This is a genomic window from Rhizobium sp. CB3171 (assembly GCF_029714265.1).
Taxonomy (GTDB): Bacteria; Pseudomonadota; Alphaproteobacteria; order Rhizobiales; family Rhizobiaceae; genus Rhizobium.
In genome coordinates this window covers 1,502,103-1,521,867 of record NZ_CP121653.1, presented here as the reverse complement: position 1 = coordinate 1,521,867, position 19,765 = coordinate 1,502,103, and the positions used below count along the sequence as shown (strand labels likewise).

At 59.8% G+C, this 19,765-nt stretch carries 20 protein-coding genes; 11 read left to right on the top strand and 9 right to left on the bottom strand.

Annotated elements, in window-relative coordinates:
• Position 1 precedes the first annotated feature (1 nt).
• From QA648_RS26405 to QA648_RS26395, 3 genes are all read right to left on the bottom strand, one after another.
• Positions 2 to 925 carry a glyoxylate/hydroxypyruvate reductase A gene (locus QA648_RS26405; RefSeq protein WP_283051622.1) on the bottom strand — a complete coding sequence of 308 codons (924 nt, stop codon included), beginning with the start codon at positions 923 to 925 and terminating at the stop codon, positions 2 to 4.
• 122 nt (positions 926 to 1,047) lie between these two features.
• Positions 1,048 to 2,181 (bottom strand): acetylornithine deacetylase, encoded by a 1,134-nt coding sequence (gene argE, locus QA648_RS26400; protein WP_283051620.1) that lies wholly within the window; start codon positions 2,179 to 2,181, stop codon positions 1,048 to 1,050.
• Entirely contained in the window at positions 2,181 to 3,509 is a 1,329-nt protein-coding gene (locus QA648_RS26395) for an FAD-binding oxidoreductase (protein ID WP_283051619.1), read from the bottom strand. Before QA648_RS26395 ends, argE begins: the two co-directional genes overlap by 1 nt.
• A 270-nt stretch (positions 3,510 to 3,779) precedes the next feature.
• Between QA648_RS26395 and QA648_RS26390 the strand changes: the two genes are divergently transcribed.
• From QA648_RS26390 to QA648_RS26380, 3 genes are all read left to right on the top strand, one after another.
• Positions 3,780 to 4,667, top strand: coding sequence for a GNAT family N-acetyltransferase (locus tag QA648_RS26390; RefSeq protein ID WP_283051617.1), 888 nt, complete (start codon positions 3,780 to 3,782; stop codon positions 4,665 to 4,667).
• Between the two features lie 173 nt (positions 4,668 to 4,840).
• A complete protein-coding gene (locus QA648_RS26385) occupies positions 4,841 to 5,314 on the top strand; it encodes a DUF4334 domain-containing protein (RefSeq protein WP_283054277.1) in 474 nt (157 codons plus the stop codon).
• 274 nt (positions 5,315 to 5,588) lie between these two features.
• Positions 5,589 to 5,933 (top strand): hypothetical protein, encoded by a 345-nt coding sequence (locus QA648_RS26380; protein ID WP_260304124.1) that lies wholly within the window; start codon positions 5,589 to 5,591, stop codon positions 5,931 to 5,933.
• A 321-nt stretch (positions 5,934 to 6,254) separates the two neighbouring features.
• Here the strand turns inward: QA648_RS26380 and QA648_RS26375 are convergent, their stop codons facing one another.
• Complete coding sequence (locus tag QA648_RS26375; protein ID WP_260304123.1) at positions 6,255 to 6,545, bottom strand: hypothetical protein; 291 nt, start codon at positions 6,543 to 6,545, stop codon at positions 6,255 to 6,257.
• 136 nt (positions 6,546 to 6,681) lie between these two features.
• Entirely contained in the window at positions 6,682 to 7,704 is a 1,023-nt protein-coding gene (locus tag QA648_RS26370) for an LLM class flavin-dependent oxidoreductase (protein WP_283054276.1), read from the bottom strand.
• Between the two features lie 141 nt (positions 7,705 to 7,845).
• Between QA648_RS26370 and QA648_RS26365 the strand changes: the two genes are divergently transcribed.
• A complete protein-coding gene (locus QA648_RS26365; RefSeq protein ID WP_283051614.1) occupies positions 7,846 to 8,280 on the top strand; it encodes a potassium channel family protein in 435 nt (144 codons plus the stop codon).
• A gap of 28 nt (positions 8,281 to 8,308) precedes the next feature.
• Here the strand turns inward: QA648_RS26365 and cax are convergent, their stop codons facing one another.
• Entirely contained in the window at positions 8,309 to 9,457 is a 1,149-nt protein-coding gene (gene cax, locus QA648_RS26360; RefSeq protein ID WP_283054275.1) for a calcium/proton exchanger, read from the bottom strand.
• A gap of 133 nt (positions 9,458 to 9,590) precedes the next feature.
• Between cax and QA648_RS26355 the strand changes: the two genes are divergently transcribed.
• Complete coding sequence (locus QA648_RS26355; RefSeq protein ID WP_283051613.1) at positions 9,591 to 9,854, top strand: hypothetical protein; 264 nt, start codon at positions 9,591 to 9,593, stop codon at positions 9,852 to 9,854.
• Between the two features lie 166 nt (positions 9,855 to 10,020).
• Positions 10,021 to 11,853 (top strand): methyl-accepting chemotaxis protein, encoded by a 1,833-nt coding sequence (locus tag QA648_RS26350; protein ID WP_283051611.1) that lies wholly within the window; start codon positions 10,021 to 10,023, stop codon positions 11,851 to 11,853.
• Positions 11,854 to 11,889: 36 nt separating this feature from the next.
• On the opposite strand, the gene QA648_RS26345 is transcribed toward QA648_RS26350, so the two are convergent.
• The 3 genes from QA648_RS26345 to QA648_RS26335 all read right to left on the bottom strand — a co-directional run bounded on the left by QA648_RS26345 (position 11,890) and on the right by QA648_RS26335 (position 13,982).
• Positions 11,890 to 12,555, bottom strand: a complete 666-nt coding sequence (locus QA648_RS26345; RefSeq protein WP_283051610.1) for an alpha/beta fold hydrolase — start codon at positions 12,553 to 12,555, stop codon at positions 11,890 to 11,892.
• Positions 12,556 to 12,639: 84 nt separating this feature from the next.
• Positions 12,640 to 12,828, bottom strand: a complete 189-nt coding sequence (locus tag QA648_RS26340; protein ID WP_260304876.1) for a hypothetical protein — start codon at positions 12,826 to 12,828, stop codon at positions 12,640 to 12,642.
• Between the two features lie 95 nt (positions 12,829 to 12,923).
• Positions 12,924 to 13,982 (bottom strand): LacI family DNA-binding transcriptional regulator, encoded by a 1,059-nt coding sequence (locus QA648_RS26335; RefSeq protein WP_283051607.1) that lies wholly within the window; start codon positions 13,980 to 13,982, stop codon positions 12,924 to 12,926.
• 242 nt (positions 13,983 to 14,224) lie between these two features.
• Here QA648_RS26335 and QA648_RS26330 point away from each other — a divergent pair, with 242 nt between their 5' ends.
• The 5 genes from QA648_RS26330 to QA648_RS26310 all read left to right on the top strand — a co-directional run bounded on the left by QA648_RS26330 (position 14,225) and on the right by QA648_RS26310 (position 19,656).
• Positions 14,225 to 15,214: an autoinducer 2 ABC transporter substrate-binding protein gene (locus QA648_RS26330; RefSeq protein ID WP_283051606.1), complete on the top strand. Its 990-nt coding sequence runs from the start codon at positions 14,225 to 14,227 to the stop codon at positions 15,212 to 15,214.
• Positions 15,215 to 15,301: 87 nt separating this feature from the next.
• Entirely contained in the window at positions 15,302 to 16,816 is a 1,515-nt protein-coding gene (locus QA648_RS26325; RefSeq protein ID WP_283051605.1) for a sugar ABC transporter ATP-binding protein, read from the top strand.
• The gene (locus QA648_RS26320) at positions 16,809 to 17,810 is read left to right on the top strand and encodes an ABC transporter permease (RefSeq protein ID WP_283051604.1); all 1,002 of its coding nucleotides are present in this window, start codon (positions 16,809 to 16,811) and stop codon (positions 17,808 to 17,810) included. The genes QA648_RS26325 and QA648_RS26320 overlap by 8 nt, the downstream gene beginning before the upstream one ends.
• Complete coding sequence (locus QA648_RS26315) at positions 17,807 to 18,802, top strand: ABC transporter permease (RefSeq protein ID WP_283051601.1); 996 nt, start codon at positions 17,807 to 17,809, stop codon at positions 18,800 to 18,802. The genes QA648_RS26320 and QA648_RS26315 overlap by 4 nt, the downstream gene beginning before the upstream one ends.
• Before the next feature lie 5 nt (positions 18,803 to 18,807).
• Entirely contained in the window at positions 18,808 to 19,656 is an 849-nt protein-coding gene (locus QA648_RS26310) for a sugar phosphate isomerase/epimerase (RefSeq protein WP_260304881.1), read from the top strand.
• Positions 19,657 to 19,765 lie beyond the last annotated feature (109 nt).

Here is a 19,765-nt window from a genome sequence, read left to right as displayed (position 1 = left end):
ATCAGTAGCCGCGGCTGCGGTCGACAAGACCGATCGGGTCGAGCCCGGCCTCGTGGCGGCGAATATTGGCGATGACGGTGTTTGCGGCCGTCTCCGGCTGCGTGACGCTGGCAATGTGCGGCGTCAGAACGATCTTGGGATGGCGCCAGAGCGCATGTCCGTCCGGTAGTGGCTCCGGTTCGGTGACGTCGAGGACAGCGCTGCTGATATGGCCGCCGTCGAGCGCTTCGATGAGAGCCTCCGCGTCGAGCTGTTGACCGCGGCCGGCGTGCACGAGGCCGGCGCCTTTAGGCAGCGCGTTGAAGAGATCGGCGTTCAGGATGCCCCGCGTCTCGGGCGTCAGCGGCAAGAGGCAGACGAGAATATCGACGCCCGCCAGAAATTCCGGCAATTGATCCGTTCCGTCATAGCAGGCGACGCCCTCAATGCTGCGCGGCGAGCGGCTCCACCCGCGAAGCGGAAAGCCGAAAGGCCGCAGCCGATCGATGACGGCAAGGCCGAGATTGCCGAGGCCGAGTATGCCGACACAGCGGTCGGCTGCCTGCCGAACCGGGCGGGAGGCCCATTTGCCCGCCCGCTGCTGCTCGATATAGCCAGGCAGATCGCGATGCAGCGCCAGGACGCCGAGCGTCACATATTCCTGCATCATCCTGATAATGCCATCCTCGATCATGCGGACCAGCTTGACCTTGTCGGGAAGTGCGGCCGGCGAGAACTGGTCGACGCCCGCGCCAATCGAAAACAGGATTTCGAGATTGCGATAGCGGTCGAGATCGGCGGGCGCTGTCCAGGTCAGCAGATACTTGATCGTTGCCGGATCGACGCTAGCCGAATCCGTGACGAAGGGGAGGGTCGGCAGTTCGCGCGCGAAAGCCGCGGCAAAGATCCTCGCCCGCTCTGCATCCGAGTTGAATAAAAAGGCCATGGGCTTCCTCTGGCTTGCTCCGGGTATTCTGCTGCCGGCGTCTCAACAGGATGCATCGAAGTGGGGTCAATCAACCGCATATCGATCCGTTTTTCGTGCCAACGACGTATGCCGCCAGAACATCAACGGACGAGACGATCTCCCAGCGCTTCGATCATGCTGACACAGGCAGACAATTCGCTCTCCTCAATGAATTCGTTGGCTTTGTGCGCCCGGCCGATATCGCCCGGACCGCAGATGACCGCCTCCATTCCGGCCGCCTGATAAAGGCCTGCTTCCGTGCCGTAGCTGACGGCGGCGAGCGGTGGCCGCCCTGTCAGCTCCTCCATCAGCAGGGCAAGCGGCGCGTCGGCGGTAAGGGACAGGGCCGGATAGCTGCTTATGACCTCCCAGCGCGCCGTAAAGCCGCGCTGTTTCAAGGCGCCCAGGCGTCCTTCGATCCCCGCGAGCAGACTGGTTGGATCGACGCCGGCGATCGCGCGGGCTTCCAGCTCGATGGTACATTCTTCGGGAATGACGTTGAGGGCCTGCCCGCCATGCATAGTGCCGACCTGCAGCGAGGAATAGGGCGGCTCGAAATTGTTGTCGAATGGCCCTTGGGTCAGACGCTCGGCGGTCGTGACTGCTTCGCCGAGAACGTCGGCCATGGCATGGATGGCATTGAGGCCGAGATCCGGCCGCGAGGAATGACCGGCGCGACCACTGATGACGACCCTTGCTGCTGCTTTTCCTTTATGGGCGCGGATGGCGCGCATGCCGCTGGGCTCGCCGATGATACAGCCCTTCGGCTTGGCACAGAGATCGGGAAGCCGTGCGATCAGATGCGGAACGCCGCGGCAACCGGCCTCCTCGTCATAGGAGAAGGCAAGATGCAGCGGCCGGGCGAGCGAGCGTCCGGCAATGGGCGGCAGCGCAGCAAGCGCACAGGCGAGAAAGCCCTTCATGTCGCTCGTCCCGCGGCCTGCGAGCCGCGCGCCGTGACGCTGCAAGCGAAAGGGATCGCTTGTCCACCCTGGTTCTGCTGCCGCGACAACGTCCATGTGCCCGGAGAGCAGGTATCCAGGTCGGTCGGCCGGACCGACGGTCGCAAACAGGTTGGACCGGTCTCCTTCAGGCCCGGTAAGGACGAAGACCTTTGCGCCGGCCCGCTCCAGATAATCGGTGATCCAGCCGACGATCTCATGGTTTGGCGTACCGACCACGGAGGGAAATTCGACCAGCTTTTCGAGGATCTGTGCCGCTGTCATCGCGATCATCACAGCATCCCTGGCTTTCCGAGATCGGTGCCGTCTATCATGCGCTCATATCGGTAGGGCTTGGGATCGACGCAGGGCTTCTCACCGCGAATGAGATCGGCGGCCAGCATGCCGGCGGCGGGTCCGATCCCGAAACCGTGACCACTGTAGCCTGAGGAGACAAAGAGGCCAGGCCGTGAAACGATCGGCGAGATCACCGGTATGGCATCTGGCGTGGAATCCACCATGCCGCCCCAGCACTCGGCCGGACGGATGCCGGCGAGTTCAGGATAGGTCGCCACCAGTCGGGCAATGCCGCGCTCGACAAGATGAGCATCCGGCTGCGGATCGAGCGTGCGGATGCGCTCGAAGGGAGAAACGCCGTCCGCTTTCCAGCGGGCAATTGCTTCCGGCCCTTCCATAAATTGGCGGCCAAGGGCAAAGGTCAGACCTTTCCGCCTCGTTTGAAACGTACGCCAGAAATCGCGGGCCTGCAGCAGGCCGTAGGGCGTGATCTGCAACTGGCCGAGGCCGCTCAACCCCACCGTATAGCCGCCGTCCAGCCGGCGGCGGATCGTCACGTCCTCCATCGCGATCCCGCCATCGGTCACGGCCGGTGCGGCGAGGGTATAGAAGGATGTGGATTTGACGCATGCCTGCAGGAAGCGGATTCCGTGATGCCTGAGGAACATACCACTCCAGGCGCCGCCGGCAACCAGAACGGCCGACGCGCGGATCGCACCCTTTTCCGTGACGACGCCGCTGATCCGCCCCGCTTCCGTTTCGAGCTCACGGGCGGCACAGTTCTGGACGATGACGGCGCCAAGCCGCTGGGCACCGCGCGCCAATGCCGGCACTGCAAGCTCAGGTTCCGCGCGCCCATCGGTTGGGGAATGGACGCCGCCGTTCCAATGACGGCTATTGCCTGGAAGCATCGTGGCACATTCGGCTCCCGTCAGCATTCGTGTATCGACGCCGAACTCCCTGCCCACGTGGCTCCAGCGCTCCCAGGCGTTCAGGTCGGCCTTGCGTGTCGTGGCATAGACAAGGCCGCTGCGGCGAAAGCCGGTCTCATCGCCGAGTTCCGCATTGAGATTGTCCCATCTGCGCAGGGCAAGCCGTGCGAGCGGTAGTTCTCTCGGATCACGGTTCTGCTGGCGACACCAACCCCAGTTGCGGCTCGATTGTTCGCCGGCGATCACGCCTTTTTCGATGAGAACGACGGAGGTTCCGCGCCGGGCGAGTTCGTAAGCGGTTGCGACACCGGCCATGCCGCCGCCGAGGATGACGACATCGGCGGATTTGGGGACATCCTGGTTGCTGGCGACGCGACCGACGGGAGGGGACATCGATGGACCTCTGTTGTGTGTGGAGGGAGGTATCCGGAAACGGAAGGTTTCATTCAGAATAAGCCGCGGCCTATCCCCTGCCTGCCGAAAGCCCCGTGGCTTTGGTGGAATCTTTCGAATTCGCGGGGATCTCAAGCGTATTCTGTTGCGTGATCGCCGCTACAACCAAAGCGGGGTGGTCGACTGGTGGAAGCGTGGAAGTCCATCCTGCACGATAGGCCAAGCGTTCCGGCTGGTTCGGGAACGCGCATGTTGGGAGGGGAGATAGTCATGGCAAAATCCAGTTCGATCCAACTGGATTCCTTCGAGCTGACCCTCAGCGAGATGGAGAATGCCGATCTCGATGCCCTGCATGCGCTTTCGCTGTCGGTCGGCTGGCCGCATCGCGCCGAGGACTGGCAGATCGTTCGCGAGATGGGTCGCGGCGTCGTGGCACGCGACGCGATAGGCCGGGTGCTCGGCTCCGCCATGTGGTTCGATTTTGCTCCCGACTTCACGACCATCGGCATGGTTATCACGTCTCCGAGATTGCAGATGCTGGGAACCGGCCGCTGGATGATGGAGCATGTCCTTGCGCAAACCGGCTCCCGCGCGCTCGGCCTCAACGCCACCCGCGCGGCCAAGCGGCTTTATCAATCACTCGGCTTCCGTGCGGAAAAGCTCGACTATCAATGCAATGGCGAAGCGGTCTCTCCACCCGTCGTGCCGCTGCCGCCACACACACGGCTGCGGGCGCTCGATCTGGCCGATCTTGTAGAGATCGCGGCGCTGGATCTGGCCGCTTTTGGTGCGGATCGCATGCCTGTGCTTGCGCGCCTCCTAAATGTCTCGAAGGGTCTGGCCCTTATACGAGACGGCCGCATCGCCGCCTTCTCGCTTTGCCGCCGCTTCGGGCGCGGTCATGTCATCGGTCCGGTCGTCGCAGCAAGCGACGAAGAGGCAATCGCTGTTATCAGACCGCATGTCGCTGACCATGCGGGCAGCTTCCTGCGAATCGATACCCGCCAGCAGACCGGCGCCTTTCCGCAATTCCTCGCGCAATCGGGGTTGCCGGTTTACGACACGGTGACGAGCATGTCGCTGAGACGGGCTTGGCTGCCGGAGGACGGCAGCGAAGGACCGCGCGTTTACGGTTTGGCCAGCCAAGCCTTAGGGTAGCAGCCCTAAGACCTATGCGAGCAACAGCATTCGGCCGTCTTTGCATAGGATGATGCGGAACGTGATTCGAGCATGACGTTTCCGAGTTGAGCGACGTGGAAAACACCGCCAGGCAAATTCCAAGCAGTTTTCGATCGCAGGCAGAAGCCTTTGACTATTTCGACAGTCTCAGTGTGACGTCGGTCACCGAACTTGCCGGTCTTTGGCGAGGTCATGGCGTGGCGTGCGGCCACCCGCTGGATGGTGTCTTGGAAAATCTCGGATGGTACGGCAAGCGCTTCACCACCGATCATAGAGCCGATGCTCTGTTGTTTGCGGTGGGACCTCATCGGCTCGTGGCCATCGACCCGGAAATGATCCCTCTGAAATTGGTCCTGCGCTTTCATCGCTTCGGGCGGACCAGGATAGCCCGTAGCTGGTTCTCGTATCTGCAGAAAATGTGGCGGGCAAACGGGCCGGTCGCCTCTCTCAGGCCCATGTTCTTCAGGGGCAAGACCAGCGCGGCAATGGTGTACGACAGGCAGCCGATTATCGACCATTTCCGAAGAATTGACGATAATCGACTCCTCGGCGTTATGGTCGTCGAGGGAGATAGCCGCCATTATTTTTTCGTTCTCACGCGTACGATCGCCGATGGCATCAGGTAAGGGTTTTACGACTCTCCTATCCGCTGGCGCGCTGCCTGCCACGATGCGCGATCGCAGTGACGGGCGTCATTATGACTGTTCTCCGCAAACGCCTGCGCTATTTAACCTACAAACAGGGTATAGAACGCCGCGTCCTGCGGACCCGGCTTGGCAGTAGATAAAGGATACAAGGAGGCCCTTGATTCAGAGTAGCTATATGAATAGCTCGTTCGGGTGGCATTCAGGTTAGAGCTGTATGATCCCCCCATATCGCCGACATAGGAGGAAGCGAAAGATGTTTGGACGTTTGACAAGATTCTCTTGCATTGCGTTGGTCGGACTGGCCACGGTGCAATTGTTACCGTCGGCCGCCATGGCGCAATATTACGACGACGATCAGGATTACAGGCCGCCCCCGCGTTGGGATAATCGCCAAGATCAGGACTGGGGTCGCTCGCGAGGTGATTGGGACGGTGGCTGCGGCCGGCGCGAACTCATGCGAGCCGCCCGCGAAGAGGGTTTCCGGCGCATCGATTCCATCCAGTCGAACGGTCGGCGCATCATCGTCCGTGGCTGGAATGATGGCGGTCCCGACCGCATGGCCTTCGCCAACAGACGTGGTTGCCCGGCTCTCAACTAGCAGCGATGATACTTCATCGCGAGCCGATGTAACCGGCAGGCAGAGCATGCTTTCGCATGCTCTGCCGCGGTGGTCGAGTTCGGCGGAGAGCAGCCCCTCAGCCGATCATTTCCTGAGGCCTTGAGTTAGGGAGATGAAAAGGGTTTGGCGGGGGCATTTCGGTAATTGCAGGCTGGAACGGTTTCCCGACAGCCAGTTCAGTGCAAGCGACGCAGTCAAACTTTGGGGAGAAAGCCCCCCGCATCGACGCGTTCATCCTGAGGCGATTTACTATGCGAAATCAATGAGGCCCGGCATGGGATGTCGGGCCTTAATTGTGGGTTAGTCGCAACGGCGAATCGTCCTTGTTATCCGATCGCCATCTTCATTCACGCGAGTAACTGTCTTAGTGAAGCAGCGGTCGCTGTCGTAATAACGGTCGCGGTCCCGGACCCTGCCGATCGAAATGCCGTGATTGCTTATGATCACGCCAGCGCGATCACGATGGTGCCGCGGATAGTAGCCGTCATCATAAGAAGGACCGCCGATGATGACATCGTCCGCAAATGCAGGGACGGCAACGAAACCCATAGCGAGAGCTGCCATTGCGCAGCCAATGATTGTATTTCGCATGTGCTTATCCTCCTTGCTTGCATGTTTAAGCAACGAATAAGGAGGGACATGGTTCCAACATTTGACTGCCGTCGAACATCGCGCCGATACGCTTGGCAAGCCGTCCAACCATCAATTGGCGCCTTTTCCGCGCGGTTCAGCGCCAGCCGAGGGCAGGGGCAACGTGAGTCAGAATAGCTTCGATGACATGCGCGTTATAGTTCACGCCGAGCTGGTTCGGAACGGTTAGAAGCAACGTGTCGGCCTCGGCAATGGCCTCATCCTCGGCCAGTTCCTTGATGAGTGCATCCGGCTCCGCGGCATAGCTGCGGCCGAAGATCGCCCGTGTCTTCTCGTCGATGAAGCCGATCTTGTCCTCATTCTGATTGCCGTATCCGAAGTAGGCGCGGTCGCGGTCGTCCACGAGTGCAAAGATGCTGCGGCTGACCGACACCCGCGGCTCGCGCTTATGGCCGGCCGCCTTCCATGCCTCGCGAAACACTCTGATCTGGTCCGCTTGCTGGATGTGGAAGGGAAGCCCGCTCTCGTCGTCCTTGAGCGTGGAGCTCTGTAGGTTCATCCCCAGCTTTGCCGCCCAGGCAGCAGTGGCGTTCGAACTGGCGCCCCACCAGATCCGGTCGCGCAGGCCTTCGGAGTGCGGCTCGATGCGCAGGAGGCCCGGCGGGTTTGGAAACATCGGCCGCGGGTTGGGCTGCGCGAAGCCTTCGCCGCGCAACACATCGAACAGGACCTCGGCATGGCGCCGGGCCATCTGAGACTCACTTTCGCCTTCGGCCGGCGCATAGCCGAAATGGCGCCATCCATCGATAACCTGCTCCGGGGAGCCGCGGCTGATACCGAGCTGCAGGCGCCCGCCGGCGATGATGTCGGCAGCGCCGGCATCCTCGGCCATATAAAGCGGATTCTCGTAACGCATGTCGATGACCGCCGTGCCGATCTCGATGCGGCTGGTCTTCGCGCCAACGGCCGCCAGCAGCGGGAACGGCGAGCCAAGCTGGCGGGCGAAATGGTGCACTCGAAAATACGCTCCATCTGCGCCCAGTTCCTCGGCCGCGACGGCAAGGTCTATAGACTGCAGAAGCGCATCGGACGCCGAGCGCGTCTGCGATTGGGACGAGGGCGTCCAGTGCCCGAACGATAGGAAGCCGATTTTCTTCATCGTCATGTAGCCTCAAAATTGTGGCGCAGCGTACCTCTTGGCACAATTCCTGCTGGACATACAGTGTAATGACGCACCGAGCACAACTTCGCCGAACTCTGATATACTTGAGAGGCGTGTTCAGAATGTCAGGAGGCACTTATGTTGTTTCGACTTCTTCTCGCTGGCGCGCTAATTGCAGCGACGGTTGTGATTCAAGCCGTGTTTATGTCGGCCGGGCTGGGAGTTTTTCGCCGGATGGAAGTAAGTCGCCGGGATTTCCTGCTCCGGCGACCCACCATTGTAACCGTGGTATGGGTGGTTTACTTGATCGTTCCGATTATACTCGATGTTTTCATTTGGGCGTCGTTCTATTACATGTCGTCAGCTCTTCCCAATCTTGAAGATGCTGTCTACTTCTCCACTGTCACGTTCACCACTGTGGGGTACGGCGACATAGTTCTTGGAAAGGAGTGGCGGCAGATCGCCACTTTCGAGGCAATCAACGGCTGGATCATATTTGGATGGGCAACGGCTCTCATGATGGCCGTCATTCAACGGCTATATTTTCGTCCCGATGGCCAGTCGCAGCAATGAGCCGTTTGTGCCGTATTATTTCCTTTCCTTATGACGGCGCGCCGGGCGGCAGAAGAAACAATGTGAGTCCGAAAATGGCATAGACAGCCAGTGCCATGACACCCGCGTACCATGCGCCGCGCCCGCCATTTGACAGTAGAGTGGCGGCGAGCGTCGCGACCAGCATCATCGTGACCGCGCCCCTCCAAAATTCAAGAGACATCGGCGCCGGGCCGAGGAAATAGCTGACGAGCACCAGGACCGGAGCGACGAAGAGAGCAATCTGGGCCGCGCTTCCTAACGCGATGCTGACGCTGAGGTCCAATCTATTTGCGCGCGCCGCGGAAAATGCGGTCGTCATTTCTGCCGCTGCCCCCACGAGAGCGACGACGATAAAGCCTACAAACGCGGGTGTCATGCCGAGATGGGTGGCGGCGATCTGGACGGAACCGACGAAGATTTCACTGATCACTGCGACGAATAGAGTAACGATAACCAGAATGATGATGCTTACCGAAAGTGGCCACAGCTTCTCGCTTTCATGGCCCTCGCTCGCGCTCGCGAAAAGCTCGCGGTGCGTCCTCAGAGAGAAAAACATACCTAGTGCGTAGACGGCAATGAGGAGGAGAGCCAGCCCCAGGCTCAGGTTTTGGACAGTGGCGGTGTCCGGTGCGCGATCCGCTTCACTCACCAGGGAGGGGACCAGAATGGCGATCGTAGCGAGGAACAGAAGGCAGGCCTGAAAGCGCGCATTGACCCTGTTGAATTCCTGGACATGATGGCGGAGGCCGCCAAACAGAAAAGCGCCACCCAACATAAAGAGCGTATTGGTGACGATCGCACCGGCAAGTGAAGCCTTGACCAGCAGATATTGACCCGATTGCAACGCGGCAAGCGAGATCACCAGTTCCGTCAAATTTCCGAGAGTGGCGTTGAGCAGGCCACCAACCGCATCGCCAGTCTTGGCCGCGACAGCTTCCGTGGCGCGGCTCAACAGCGCCGCCAATGGCACGATCGCCACGATCGACATGAGAAACAGCAGCGTATGTGCTTCCGGCGTAACCTGCTCCAGAATGATGGCGACCGGCACGAAAACGACAAGCGCAAGAAGTGGCTGTTGGCTGACTTCGGTTTTAATGATTCCGCCGATAGTGAAGCCTGACGAAGCAATGGGGCTTCTTCCCTCAGAATCGCCCATGACCAACCCCCCAGGTTTTCGAAGCGCTCTGCAGCTAAATCTGCGATGGCTGATTTGATGTTTTCCATCGAGAGCGCGACTAGGTCTGCTATAACTTACCATAGGATCGCGGCTTGAGAAACAGGAGCCAGCTATGCGGCGCATCATCCTTCTTGCAGTCGTCGGCCTGATCACCTGTTCATGCGATCAGACGGGCACAAGCTCGTTGCAGCCAATTCCGGGGAGCATCACCTACGGCGGCCAGCCGAGGATGAAGCTCACGAAATCTCCCATTGGCAGCCAAGTCCCGCACCGTTTCACCGACCAGTGGGGAGATGATGTCTTCGAAACCTATATCATCCAGCCGGATCGCAGCCTCAGACTGGTTGACCGGAAAATCATCGAGCGACCGTTTTAGGGTCGTACGCTTTATACTTCAGTGTAAACTAATATTTTAGATGATTTTGCGATACTGGTAGTATTTGTCTTTCTACTGCAAGTCGAGTTCAAAACAAAATTGGCAAATGACAAATAATTAAGCATGTTTGTGTAGTCTCGTATTCTATCTTTACGGGGAGGCACCCATGGCGTCAATTCAGAATAAAATCATCATTGCAAGCGTCTCGATTTTCGCGTTGGCAGGGGGCGCGACGGGTGTTGGCGTATGGTCGACATCCATCCTATCCGGAAACAACGCCGAAGTTGCCCGATCGGCACAAGTGCTGCGAAACCACATGCAGGCCGACATGATGCATGACGCGCTTCGCGCTGACGTGCTTGCCGCTCTGCTGGCAACCAATCCGGCTGCCGGTTTGGCGGCGGACGCGGTGAAGGCTGATCTGGCGGAGCACGAGGCGTCGTTCCGGGAAATGATCGCGGCCAACAAGGCACTCGCGACCGATGCGGCCACGCAACATGTGCTTGGCGGTCTTGAGCCGCCGCTCCTTGCCTATATCGACAGCGCCAAGAAGATGGTCGACCTTGCAGGCAAAGATCAGTCCGCGGCCATGAAATCGCTACCAGAATTCATGAACCAGTTTTCCGCGTTGGAAACTGTGATGGAACAGACTGGAGATCAGATCAACGCGGTCTCCGAAGAGATCACAAAGCGCAGCGCTGATACGCAAGCTCTTGTCGACACGCTTTTGAAAGTGATTCTCGGGCTGACCGCGCTGTTCTCGGTCGGTCTCTATTGGCTGACCCGGAAGACGGTCACCAAGCCGATGCTCGCTCTTTCCGGCGACATGAAGAAACTTGCGAGCGGCGACACCAACATCACCTCCGCAGGTGCCGGTCGTTCGGATGAAATCGGCGCCATGGCATCGGCTGTCGAAGTCTTCCGACGAGCAGCAATTGCCAACAAGCAGCTCGAACACGACGCCGAGGCAGCTCGCGAGGAAGCCGAAGCCGACCGGATCGCGTCGCGAAAGCAGGCCGATGAAGATGCCGGCGCGCGCCTTCGTGCCGCCACAGCGGGCCTTGGTGCCGGGTTGAAGAGGCTCGCTGCCGGCGATCTTGCATTTCAACTCGATGAGCCCTTCTCGCCGGACTTCGAGAGCCTTCGCCATGATTTCAACAGCTCGGTGAAGCAACTTGGAGATACGTTGAGCGCCATCTCAATGGCGATCACGGCGATCGACGACGGCACCAGGGAGATCGCATCGGGCGCCAATGATCTTTCCAGACGAACTGAACAACAGGCAGCATCGCTTGAAGAGACGGCGGCGGCACTCGATCAGATTACGGTGAACGTGTCGAATTCGAGCAAGCGCACGGACGAGGCCCGCGCAGAGGCGACGAAAGCAAACCATAGCGCCGCAAAATCCGCCGAAGTCGTGTCGCATGCCGAAGAAGCAATGCGTCGTATCGAGGCCTCCGCAGAACAGATCTCCAGCATTATCGGCGTTATCGATGAAATCGCCTTCCAGACAAATCTTCTGGCGCTGAACGCAGGCGTCGAAGCTGCTCGCGCAGGCGAGGCCGGCAAGGGTTTTGCCGTCGTCGCGCAAGAGGTGCGTGAACTCGCACAAAGATCGGCTCAAGCCGCCAAGGAAATCAAAGGACATATCCAGAAGTCCTCGGACGAGGTCGAAAGCGGCGTGAAGCTGGTGCTCGATACCGGTCAGGCTCTGAAGACCATCAGCGGGCAAATTGCCGGCATCAATCAGCATATGGACGCGATCGCCACCTCCGCCAAGGAGCAATCGACCGGGCTTGCCGAAGTCAACGTCGCCGTCAATTCCATGGATCAGACAACGCAGCAGAACGCGGCGATGGTCGAACAGTCCACGGCCGCATCGGCGAGCCTTGCTCAGGAAGCGGCCAAACTTCGCGATCTCGTCTCGCAGTTCAAGCTGCAGGCGGCTGCGATGCAATCCGTTGCGCCGCGCCGCGTAAGGGGCGATATGGCCGCGTAACGGCTCCATTGACTGAGCTCACTGTCACGCGTGCGCTCAGTCGGGTGCTTTTCGATTGCCAAGGCCGGCACCCCACGCCCGCACCGTCTCGGCCACCGTCCTCAGGTGGTCGGCGGCGGTGAAGCCCGAAACTGCCTTCCGCGGTTTCAGATCATGATCGCCATCTTCGAGCCAGACTATTTCAATGGCATCCGACAACACATAACGGGCCACTTCCTCACGAGTGCCGAATTCATCGCGCGTGCCCTGGCAGATCAAGGTCGGAGTCTTCAATTCGGCAAGGTGGGCCGTGCGCAGATTTTCGGGTTTTCCCGGCGGATGAAAGGGGTAACCCAGGCAGAGCAGACCGGCGATCTTGCCGGCCGCGTAGAGTTCGTCCGCGATCATGCTTGCTACGCGGCCGCCCATTGATTTGCCTCCGATAATGAGTGGACCGGCGGCGCCGAGCTCCGTGATCGCGGCCAGATATTCGTCCTTCAGCGTTTCCGCCCGGGGCGGCGGTTTTCGTAAGCCGGAACTGCGCCGGCCGGCCATGTAGGCGAATTCAAAACGAGCAACACGAATATTGCGTTCGGCGAGGGCGCCAGCGGCAGCGTTCATCGAAGCGGAATCCATCGGCGCACCCGCGCCATGCGCGAGGAGAATGGTGATTCCAGCATCTTCCGGGCCTTGAAGAAGAAACTTGCCGTTTGCGATCGTCATGCGGCTAGTTTTCGCCCATGCCTTCCGGTTTGACAATCAGGCGCATGAAAAACCTGGATCAAACAATCGCAGGCCGAATGGCAGTTAAAGCCGTTGCTTTGTTCCGGCGCTTTTGCCATCGGAGCTTTTCGAACGTTCCTCGAAGCGCTCGGGACCTTTTGCAAGGCTCGAACCTTTTTTGGCTTCCACTTTCTTCTCTTCCTTCGCTGCGCTCTTCCTCAATCCACGCGCGGCTTGCCTACCTTTTTCTGTAGGTGCTTGCTCGATACCCATTGCCTTTTCCTCCGCGGCTGCTGATGAAACCCAACGGTTAAGTTCTAACTTCGTTCCGCCGAGGTTTTGAGCTGTGGGTATCGGCTAACGGCAGCTTAAACGATGTCCTTGAGCCCATCCAACGGCCCGGTCAGGGCCGTTCGCGGCGGCACGAGGTCCGGGCGGATAAGATGGATTTTCGGTGGTGTCCGCGTTTCCTCGATCAGTTCGAACGCCTTGGTAATCATGCCCTCCACATCCTGGCGCATCATGATAACCGGGAAGGGGAGGAAGGATCCGAACGGATCATAGTCGTAGCAGCCGACGACCAGATCCGCGAAGGTTTCGTGCGGATGGGCCGACATGAAGCGCAGCAGCCCTTCGAAGTTGATCGACGAGTTGATGAAGAGTGCGCGCGGCAGACGGCCAGCCTTCTCGAAAAACGTCTCGAAGGCAATTCGGGCCGTGTTGGGGGAATAGCCGGTCGGTTGAATCGACACTTCGGGATCGGCTCCAAGAAGCGCGCGTTTGACTTCCCGGAAGCCGCGGATGCGTTCGCGGCTGGCGTGATCGTTTCGCCCGCCGAACAGGAAGAGTTCATCGGGGCTTAAGGGATCGTCGGGGGCAAAGTGATGGATGATCGCTTCCGTCAGGATGCGGCCGCCTTCGTAATTGTCGCTGATGACCGAATGGACCTTCGTGCCTGGAAGGTCGATGTTGATGTGTTTCAGCCCTGCGGCTTCGCAGACTTCGTGCACGCCGTCCGGGTCCGTCGCGCCGCATATGAACAGCTCGTCAATGGAATAGGAGATCAGGTTCTCGGCGGTCTCGCGCTCTTCCTGGGGGTCGCGGCTGGAGCTGACCACGATCGGACATTGGCCACGTTGCCGCACATGGGCTTCGAAAGTCTGAGCCATCGAGGAGAAGTAGCGATTGTCATAAACGGGCAGCATCAGCCCCACCAATCCCGAGCGGGATCTGCGCAGCCCCTGGGCCTGCCGGTTGGTGGTATACTGGTGCTTTTCCGCGAGATCGCGAATGAGGTCGGCCGTGCTTTCCTTGATGCGGCGCTTGCGCCATGTGCCGTTCAGGACCGCGCTGACGGTCGAGGGAGAAATTCCGGAGAGCACAGATAGGTCATAGATCGTGGCCTTCTTTCGACTGTCTTTCTTCATCAGCGTCTCCTCGGTTTCTCTTAGCGTCCGAGTCCTCTTGACGAAAGGATAGATCTCATCGATATTCATTGCACCATCGATTGTGCAAAAAAGAAAGATCGATTGTGCACAGCAATGGTGCCGTTTGAGGAAGCGGCTGCCAAAGGGAGGCGGGGCACTTATTCGCCACCCACGCCGGGAGGAAGGCCGTCGGTCTAGGCGCGCCTGTTTGTTCCCCGAGGGGAACTGTGGAGGAGAAGATCATGAAGAGATTTATCGTGGCTGCGCTCGCAGCGTCGCTGTCGCTTGCGACCGCCACAATGGCCTTTGCCCAGGACACCGGCAAGGTCGGCATCGTCGTGAAGATCGGCGGCATCCCATGGTTCAATGCCATGGAAGCCGGCATCAAGGAGCAGGGAAAGAAACTCGGCGTCGATGCCTCGATGATCGGTCCGACAAGCGCCGATCCGGCGCTTCAAGTACGCGCCATTGAGGATCTGATCGCTCAGGGCGTCAAGGTCATCGGCGTCGTTCCCAACGATGCCAAGGTTCTCGAGCCCGTTCTCAGCAAGGCGAAGGAAAAGGGTATCATCGTCATTACGCATGAATCGCCGGGCCAGAAGGGTGCGGACTGGGACTTCGAGCTTGCCTCCTCGACCGGCTTCGGTGAAGCGCACGCCAAGCTTCTCGCCGAGAAAATGGGCGGCAAGGGCGAGTATGCAGTCTTCGTCGGTTCGCTGACGGTGCCGTTGCACAATGCCTGGGCCGATGCGGCGATTGCCTATCTCAAGAAGAATTATCCGGATATGAAGCTCGTCGGCGATCGTTACGGCGTGGCAGAAGACGTCGACAAGAGCCGCAGCACGGCGCTCGATCTCATTTCCGCACATCCGGATCTCAAGGGCTTCCTCGCCTTCGGCAGCCAGGGTCCGATCGGCGCAGGCCGCGCGATCGAAGAGCGTCGCAAGGTCGGCAAGATCTTCGTGCTTGGCCCCTTCTCCCCCGGACAAGGACAGAAACTCCTGAAATCGGATGCGATTTCCGGCGGCTTCATGTGGAACCCTAAGCAGGCGGGAGAGGTGTTCGTGACACTTTCGCAGAAGCTGATGAAGGGTGGGCAGATCAAGGACGGCGAGCAGATCGAAGGCTTGGGCACAATCCATCCGGACTTCGAAAAGCACAATATCATCGTGGACCAGCTCGTTCCGATCAACAAGAAGACGGTTGCCGATCTCGCGGCAATGGGCCTCTGAAACAAGACCGGTTCTCCCGGCAGGCTGGGCCGGCTTCGGCTGGCCCGGCATGTCCTCACCCATCCAAGGTATGACGGGCGGATCCGCATGTCTGAGATCGAAAGCGCGAATGCGAGCGGCGGAGCGCTGCTATCTCTTCGCGACATCAACATAACGTTCGGTGGCGTCAAAGCCTTGAAGAACGTGGCCTTCGAGGTCCATCCGGGCGAGGTTCACTGCCTTGCCGGCGAGAACGGCTCGGGCAAAAGCACGCTGATCAAGATCATCACCGGTGTCTATCGTCCGGCGCCCGGCGCCATCATCGAATATGACGGCCAGACCTATTCCCATATGTCGCCCGTGACCGCGCAGGCGAAGGGAATCCAGGTCATCTGGCAGGATCTCGCGCTGTTTCCAGAGATGAGCGTAGCCGAAAACATCGCGTTTCAGACGGTGCTCGGCCGCTGGCCCCGCCTCGTCAATTACGCGCAGATACGGCAGCTTGCGATGAACGCGCTGAAACGGCTGGGCGTTGCGCTCGATGTCGATCTGCCGCTCAAGGAATTCGCTATCGCCCAACGGCAGATCGTGGCCATTGCCCGCGCCTTGGTCGGCGAAGCGAAGATCGTCTTCATGGACGAGCCGACCGCCTCGCTTACCCAATCCGAAACCAACCACCTTCTCGAGATCGTCCGCAATCTCTCTGCCTCCGGCGTCGCTGTCGTCTTCGTCAGTCACCGGCTTGCGGAAGTGCTCGACATATCGAGCAGGTTGACGGTGCTTAGGGACGGTGCACTTGTCGGCGTTTATCCGACCGAGGGCATGACGCAATCCCGCATCACCGAACTGATGACGGGAAAGACCTTCGACACCCATGTTCGGGCGACGCCGAAGGATCAGCAGCCCGTTGTCCTCGATGTCAGGTCGCTCAGCCGGCGCGGTCAGTTCGAGGATATTTCGCTGACGGTGCGGCGTGGCGAAACGCTCGGCATTACCGGGCTACTCGGCGCCGGACGGACGGAACTTGCCCTTGCTCTCTTCGGCATGACGAGACCGGATTCCGGTACGATCGCGCTTGATGGCAGGGCAGTGCGCTTCTCTTCCAATCGCGATGCGATCCAGGCGGGCATCGCCTATCTTTCCGAGGACCGCCTGTCGCTCGGCCTCATCCAACCGCAATCGATCGCCGACAATCTCGTGATCTCGTCGCTGCGCAAGATCTTCTCCGGCGGCTTCCTCTCCGAGGATAGGAAGGAAAGCCTTGTCGCCCGCTGGATCCGCCAACTCGGTATCAAGATCGGGTTGCCGGAGGATGCGATTTCGACATTGTCAGGCGGCAATCAGCAGCGCGTCGCCATCGCCAAATGGCTGGCGACCGACCCGAAGCTTTTGATCCTCGATGCGCCAACCGTTGGCGTCGACGTCGGCGCGCGGGCCGGCATCTTCGATATCGTCGCCAAGCTCGCGGAAACCGGGCTGGCGATCATCCTGATTTCCGATGAGGTGCCTGAGGTCTATTTCAATGCGGACCGCGTGCTGCACATGGCGCAGGGCAGGATCATCGGAGCGTTCGATCCACGGCAATGTTCCCTTCACGATATTGAGGCTGCCGTCTATGCGTAATTTCATCAGCACCCATGCGACGGAAATTTCCCTGCTGGCAGTGATGATCGTCATCTGCGCCTTCCTGTCTTTCGCCACGGATAATTTCTTCTCCCTCGGCAATGCCTTCGATCTCCTGAATATCAGCGCCGTCAACATCATCTTCGCCGTCGGCCTGCTGGTTGTTCTGATCGCCGGCGGCATCGATATCTCCTTCGCCGTCGGTGCGTCCGTCGTGCAATATGTGACGGCGATCGCGCTTGGTTGGATCGGCGGGGGAGGCTGGGTTTCGGGCCTCATCATCGCCGGATCGATCGGCATCCTGCTCGGAGCGATCAACGCTTTCCTGATCCATCGCTTCCGGATCATTTCGATCGTCGCGACCATCTCCACCTTCAACATCTATTTCGGGCTTCTCATGTTCTTCACTAAGGGCGTGTCGATCTACGACTTGCCCGACTGGCTCACGGACAAGGTCGTCCTGTTCGAGCATGAGATGCCCGACGGCACCTGGATCGAGATCACGCTTCCTGTCCTGGTCATGGTGATCTGTGTCGTCGCCACCTGGGCGCTGATCACCCGCACCACCATCGGCCGTCAGCTCTATGCCTTTGGCGACAATCCCGAAGGGGCGCGCCGTTTCGGCATCATTATCGGCGCGATGCAATTCATCGCTTTCGGCTGGCTGGGATTGATGGCCGGCATCGGCGGGCTGGTGCAGGCGCATTATGCGCAGGAAGTGGTCCCGAATGCGCTCTACGGTCGTGAGCTCGACGTGCTCGCCGCAGTAGTTCTCGGCGGTGCGCGTCTCGGCGGCGGCAAGGGATCGGTGCTCGGCTGCGTTCTCGGCGTGCTACTGATCTCCATCACGCAGAACGGCCTCAATCTGATGGGCGTCTCGCCTTTTGCGTTCAAGATGATCATCGGCGCCATCATTCTGGTCGCCATCACGCTATCGAATACGCGGATCGACAAGCTTGTGCCGCTCCTGCGCAGAGAGGGGCAGACACGATGACCGTTCTCGTCGAAAGTTTCCAGAAACGCCTGGGCCCGGAAATGGCTGGCCCCTTCTTCGCCTTCATTGCCGTGATGATTTTTTTCGGGCTCGCTTCGCCGCAATTTCTGAGCCAGGCGACCTTCGGTTCGGTTGCTTTCCAACTGCCCGAGCTTGGCCTCCTGACGCTGGCGATGCTGCTGCCTATTCTGACGGGTGGGCTCAACCTGGCCATAACGTTCACGGCGAATATCGCCGGATTGACGGTTGCCTGGGTGCTGCAGGCAAATGGCGGGGTGGATGCCGGACCTTTGGCATTCGCCCTCGGATGTGTGCTGGCGCTCGCAGCCGGCGCGGCGAGCGGCGTGATAATGGGTTGCGTCATCGCCTATACGCGCGCCCATCCCATTCTCGTGTCGCTTTCGATGATGATCTTCCTGCGCGGCCTTGGCGAATTTCTCACCCGGGGCGGTGACGTATCCGGCTTTCCGGATTTCATCCGGCCGTTGGGGCATGGGTCGGTGCTCGGCATCCCCGTGCCCCTGATCATCTTCATCGTCTGCGTTCTCGTCTGGCACCTGCTGCTGACGCGCATGAAGCTTGGCTTCAATACCTATATGATCGGCTCCAATATCGAGGCTGCGCGCTATTCCGGCGTCAACACGCGCAAGGTCGTCGTCCTCGTTTACACGCTCTCCGGCGCCATGTGCGCGGTGGCCGGCATCATCATGCTGGCGCGTTTCAATTCCGTCCGCGTCGGCCACGGCGAATCCTATCTGCTGATCACGGTGCTCGCCTGCTTCCTGGGTGGCGTCAATCCGTTCGGCGGCTTCGGCCGTGTGATCCCCGTCTTCGTGGCACTGGTCGTTCTGCAGCTTCTGTCCTCGGGGCTGAACCTGATGGGAGCCAACCAGCATCTGGCGACCGCTGTCTGGGGCCTGCTTCTCGTCGGCGTGATGTTCCTGCGCTGGGTTGCCTCCCACTACAAATTTCTCAACAACAGAAAAGGATGAAAGCTATGGAAGGCTTCGGTGTTCATACCAGCATGTGGACGATGAACTGGGACCGGGCAGGGGCCGAGCGGGCCGTCGCCGCCGCCGTCAAATACAAGGTGGATTTCATCGAAATTCCGATGCTCAATCCGCCCGCAGTCGATACGGCCCATACCAAGGCGTTGCTGGAAAAACATAAGCTTCGGGCCGTTTGTTCGCTCGGTCTTCCCGAACGCGCCTGGGCGTCCGTTCGCCCCGAAGCGGCAATCGACCATCTTGCCATCGCGATCGACAAGACGGCTGATCTTGGCGGTGAGGCCCTGTCCGGCGTGATCTATGGCGGCATCGGTGAGCGCACGGGCGTACCCCCGACGCAAAGGGAGTATGACAACATCGCCCGGGTTTTGACGGCCGCAGCCAAACATGCCAAGGGTCGCGGCATCGAACTCGGCGTCGAGGCGGTCAACCGCTACGAGAACCATCTCATCAATACCGGCCGCCAGGCGGTCGAGATGATCGAGCGGGTCGGCGCCGACAACGTGTTCGTGCATCTCGATACCTACCACATGAACATCGAGGAAAAGGGCGTCGGCAACGGCATCCTGGCGGCGCGCGATCACCTGAAATACATACACCTGTCGGAAAGCGACCGAGGCACGCCCGGCTATGGCACCTGCGATTGGGATGAGATCTACGCGACGCTCGCCGCTATCGGCTTCAAGGGCGGGCTTGCGATGGAAAGCTTCATCAACATGCCGCCGGAGTTGGCCTACGGGCTGTCGGTCTGGCGCCCCGTCGCCAAGGATGAGGAGGAAGTTATGGGCAACGGCCTGCCATTCCTGCGCAATAAGGCGAAGCAGTATGGCTTGATATGACGCCGATGGCGGGATGTCCTCCGTCTGGTTTGTGGCGAAAGATCACGCATCGGGAATGAATCTTGCGAACGAACTTCCGTCCGGTGCGTTGAGGGAGGTGCGAATGATC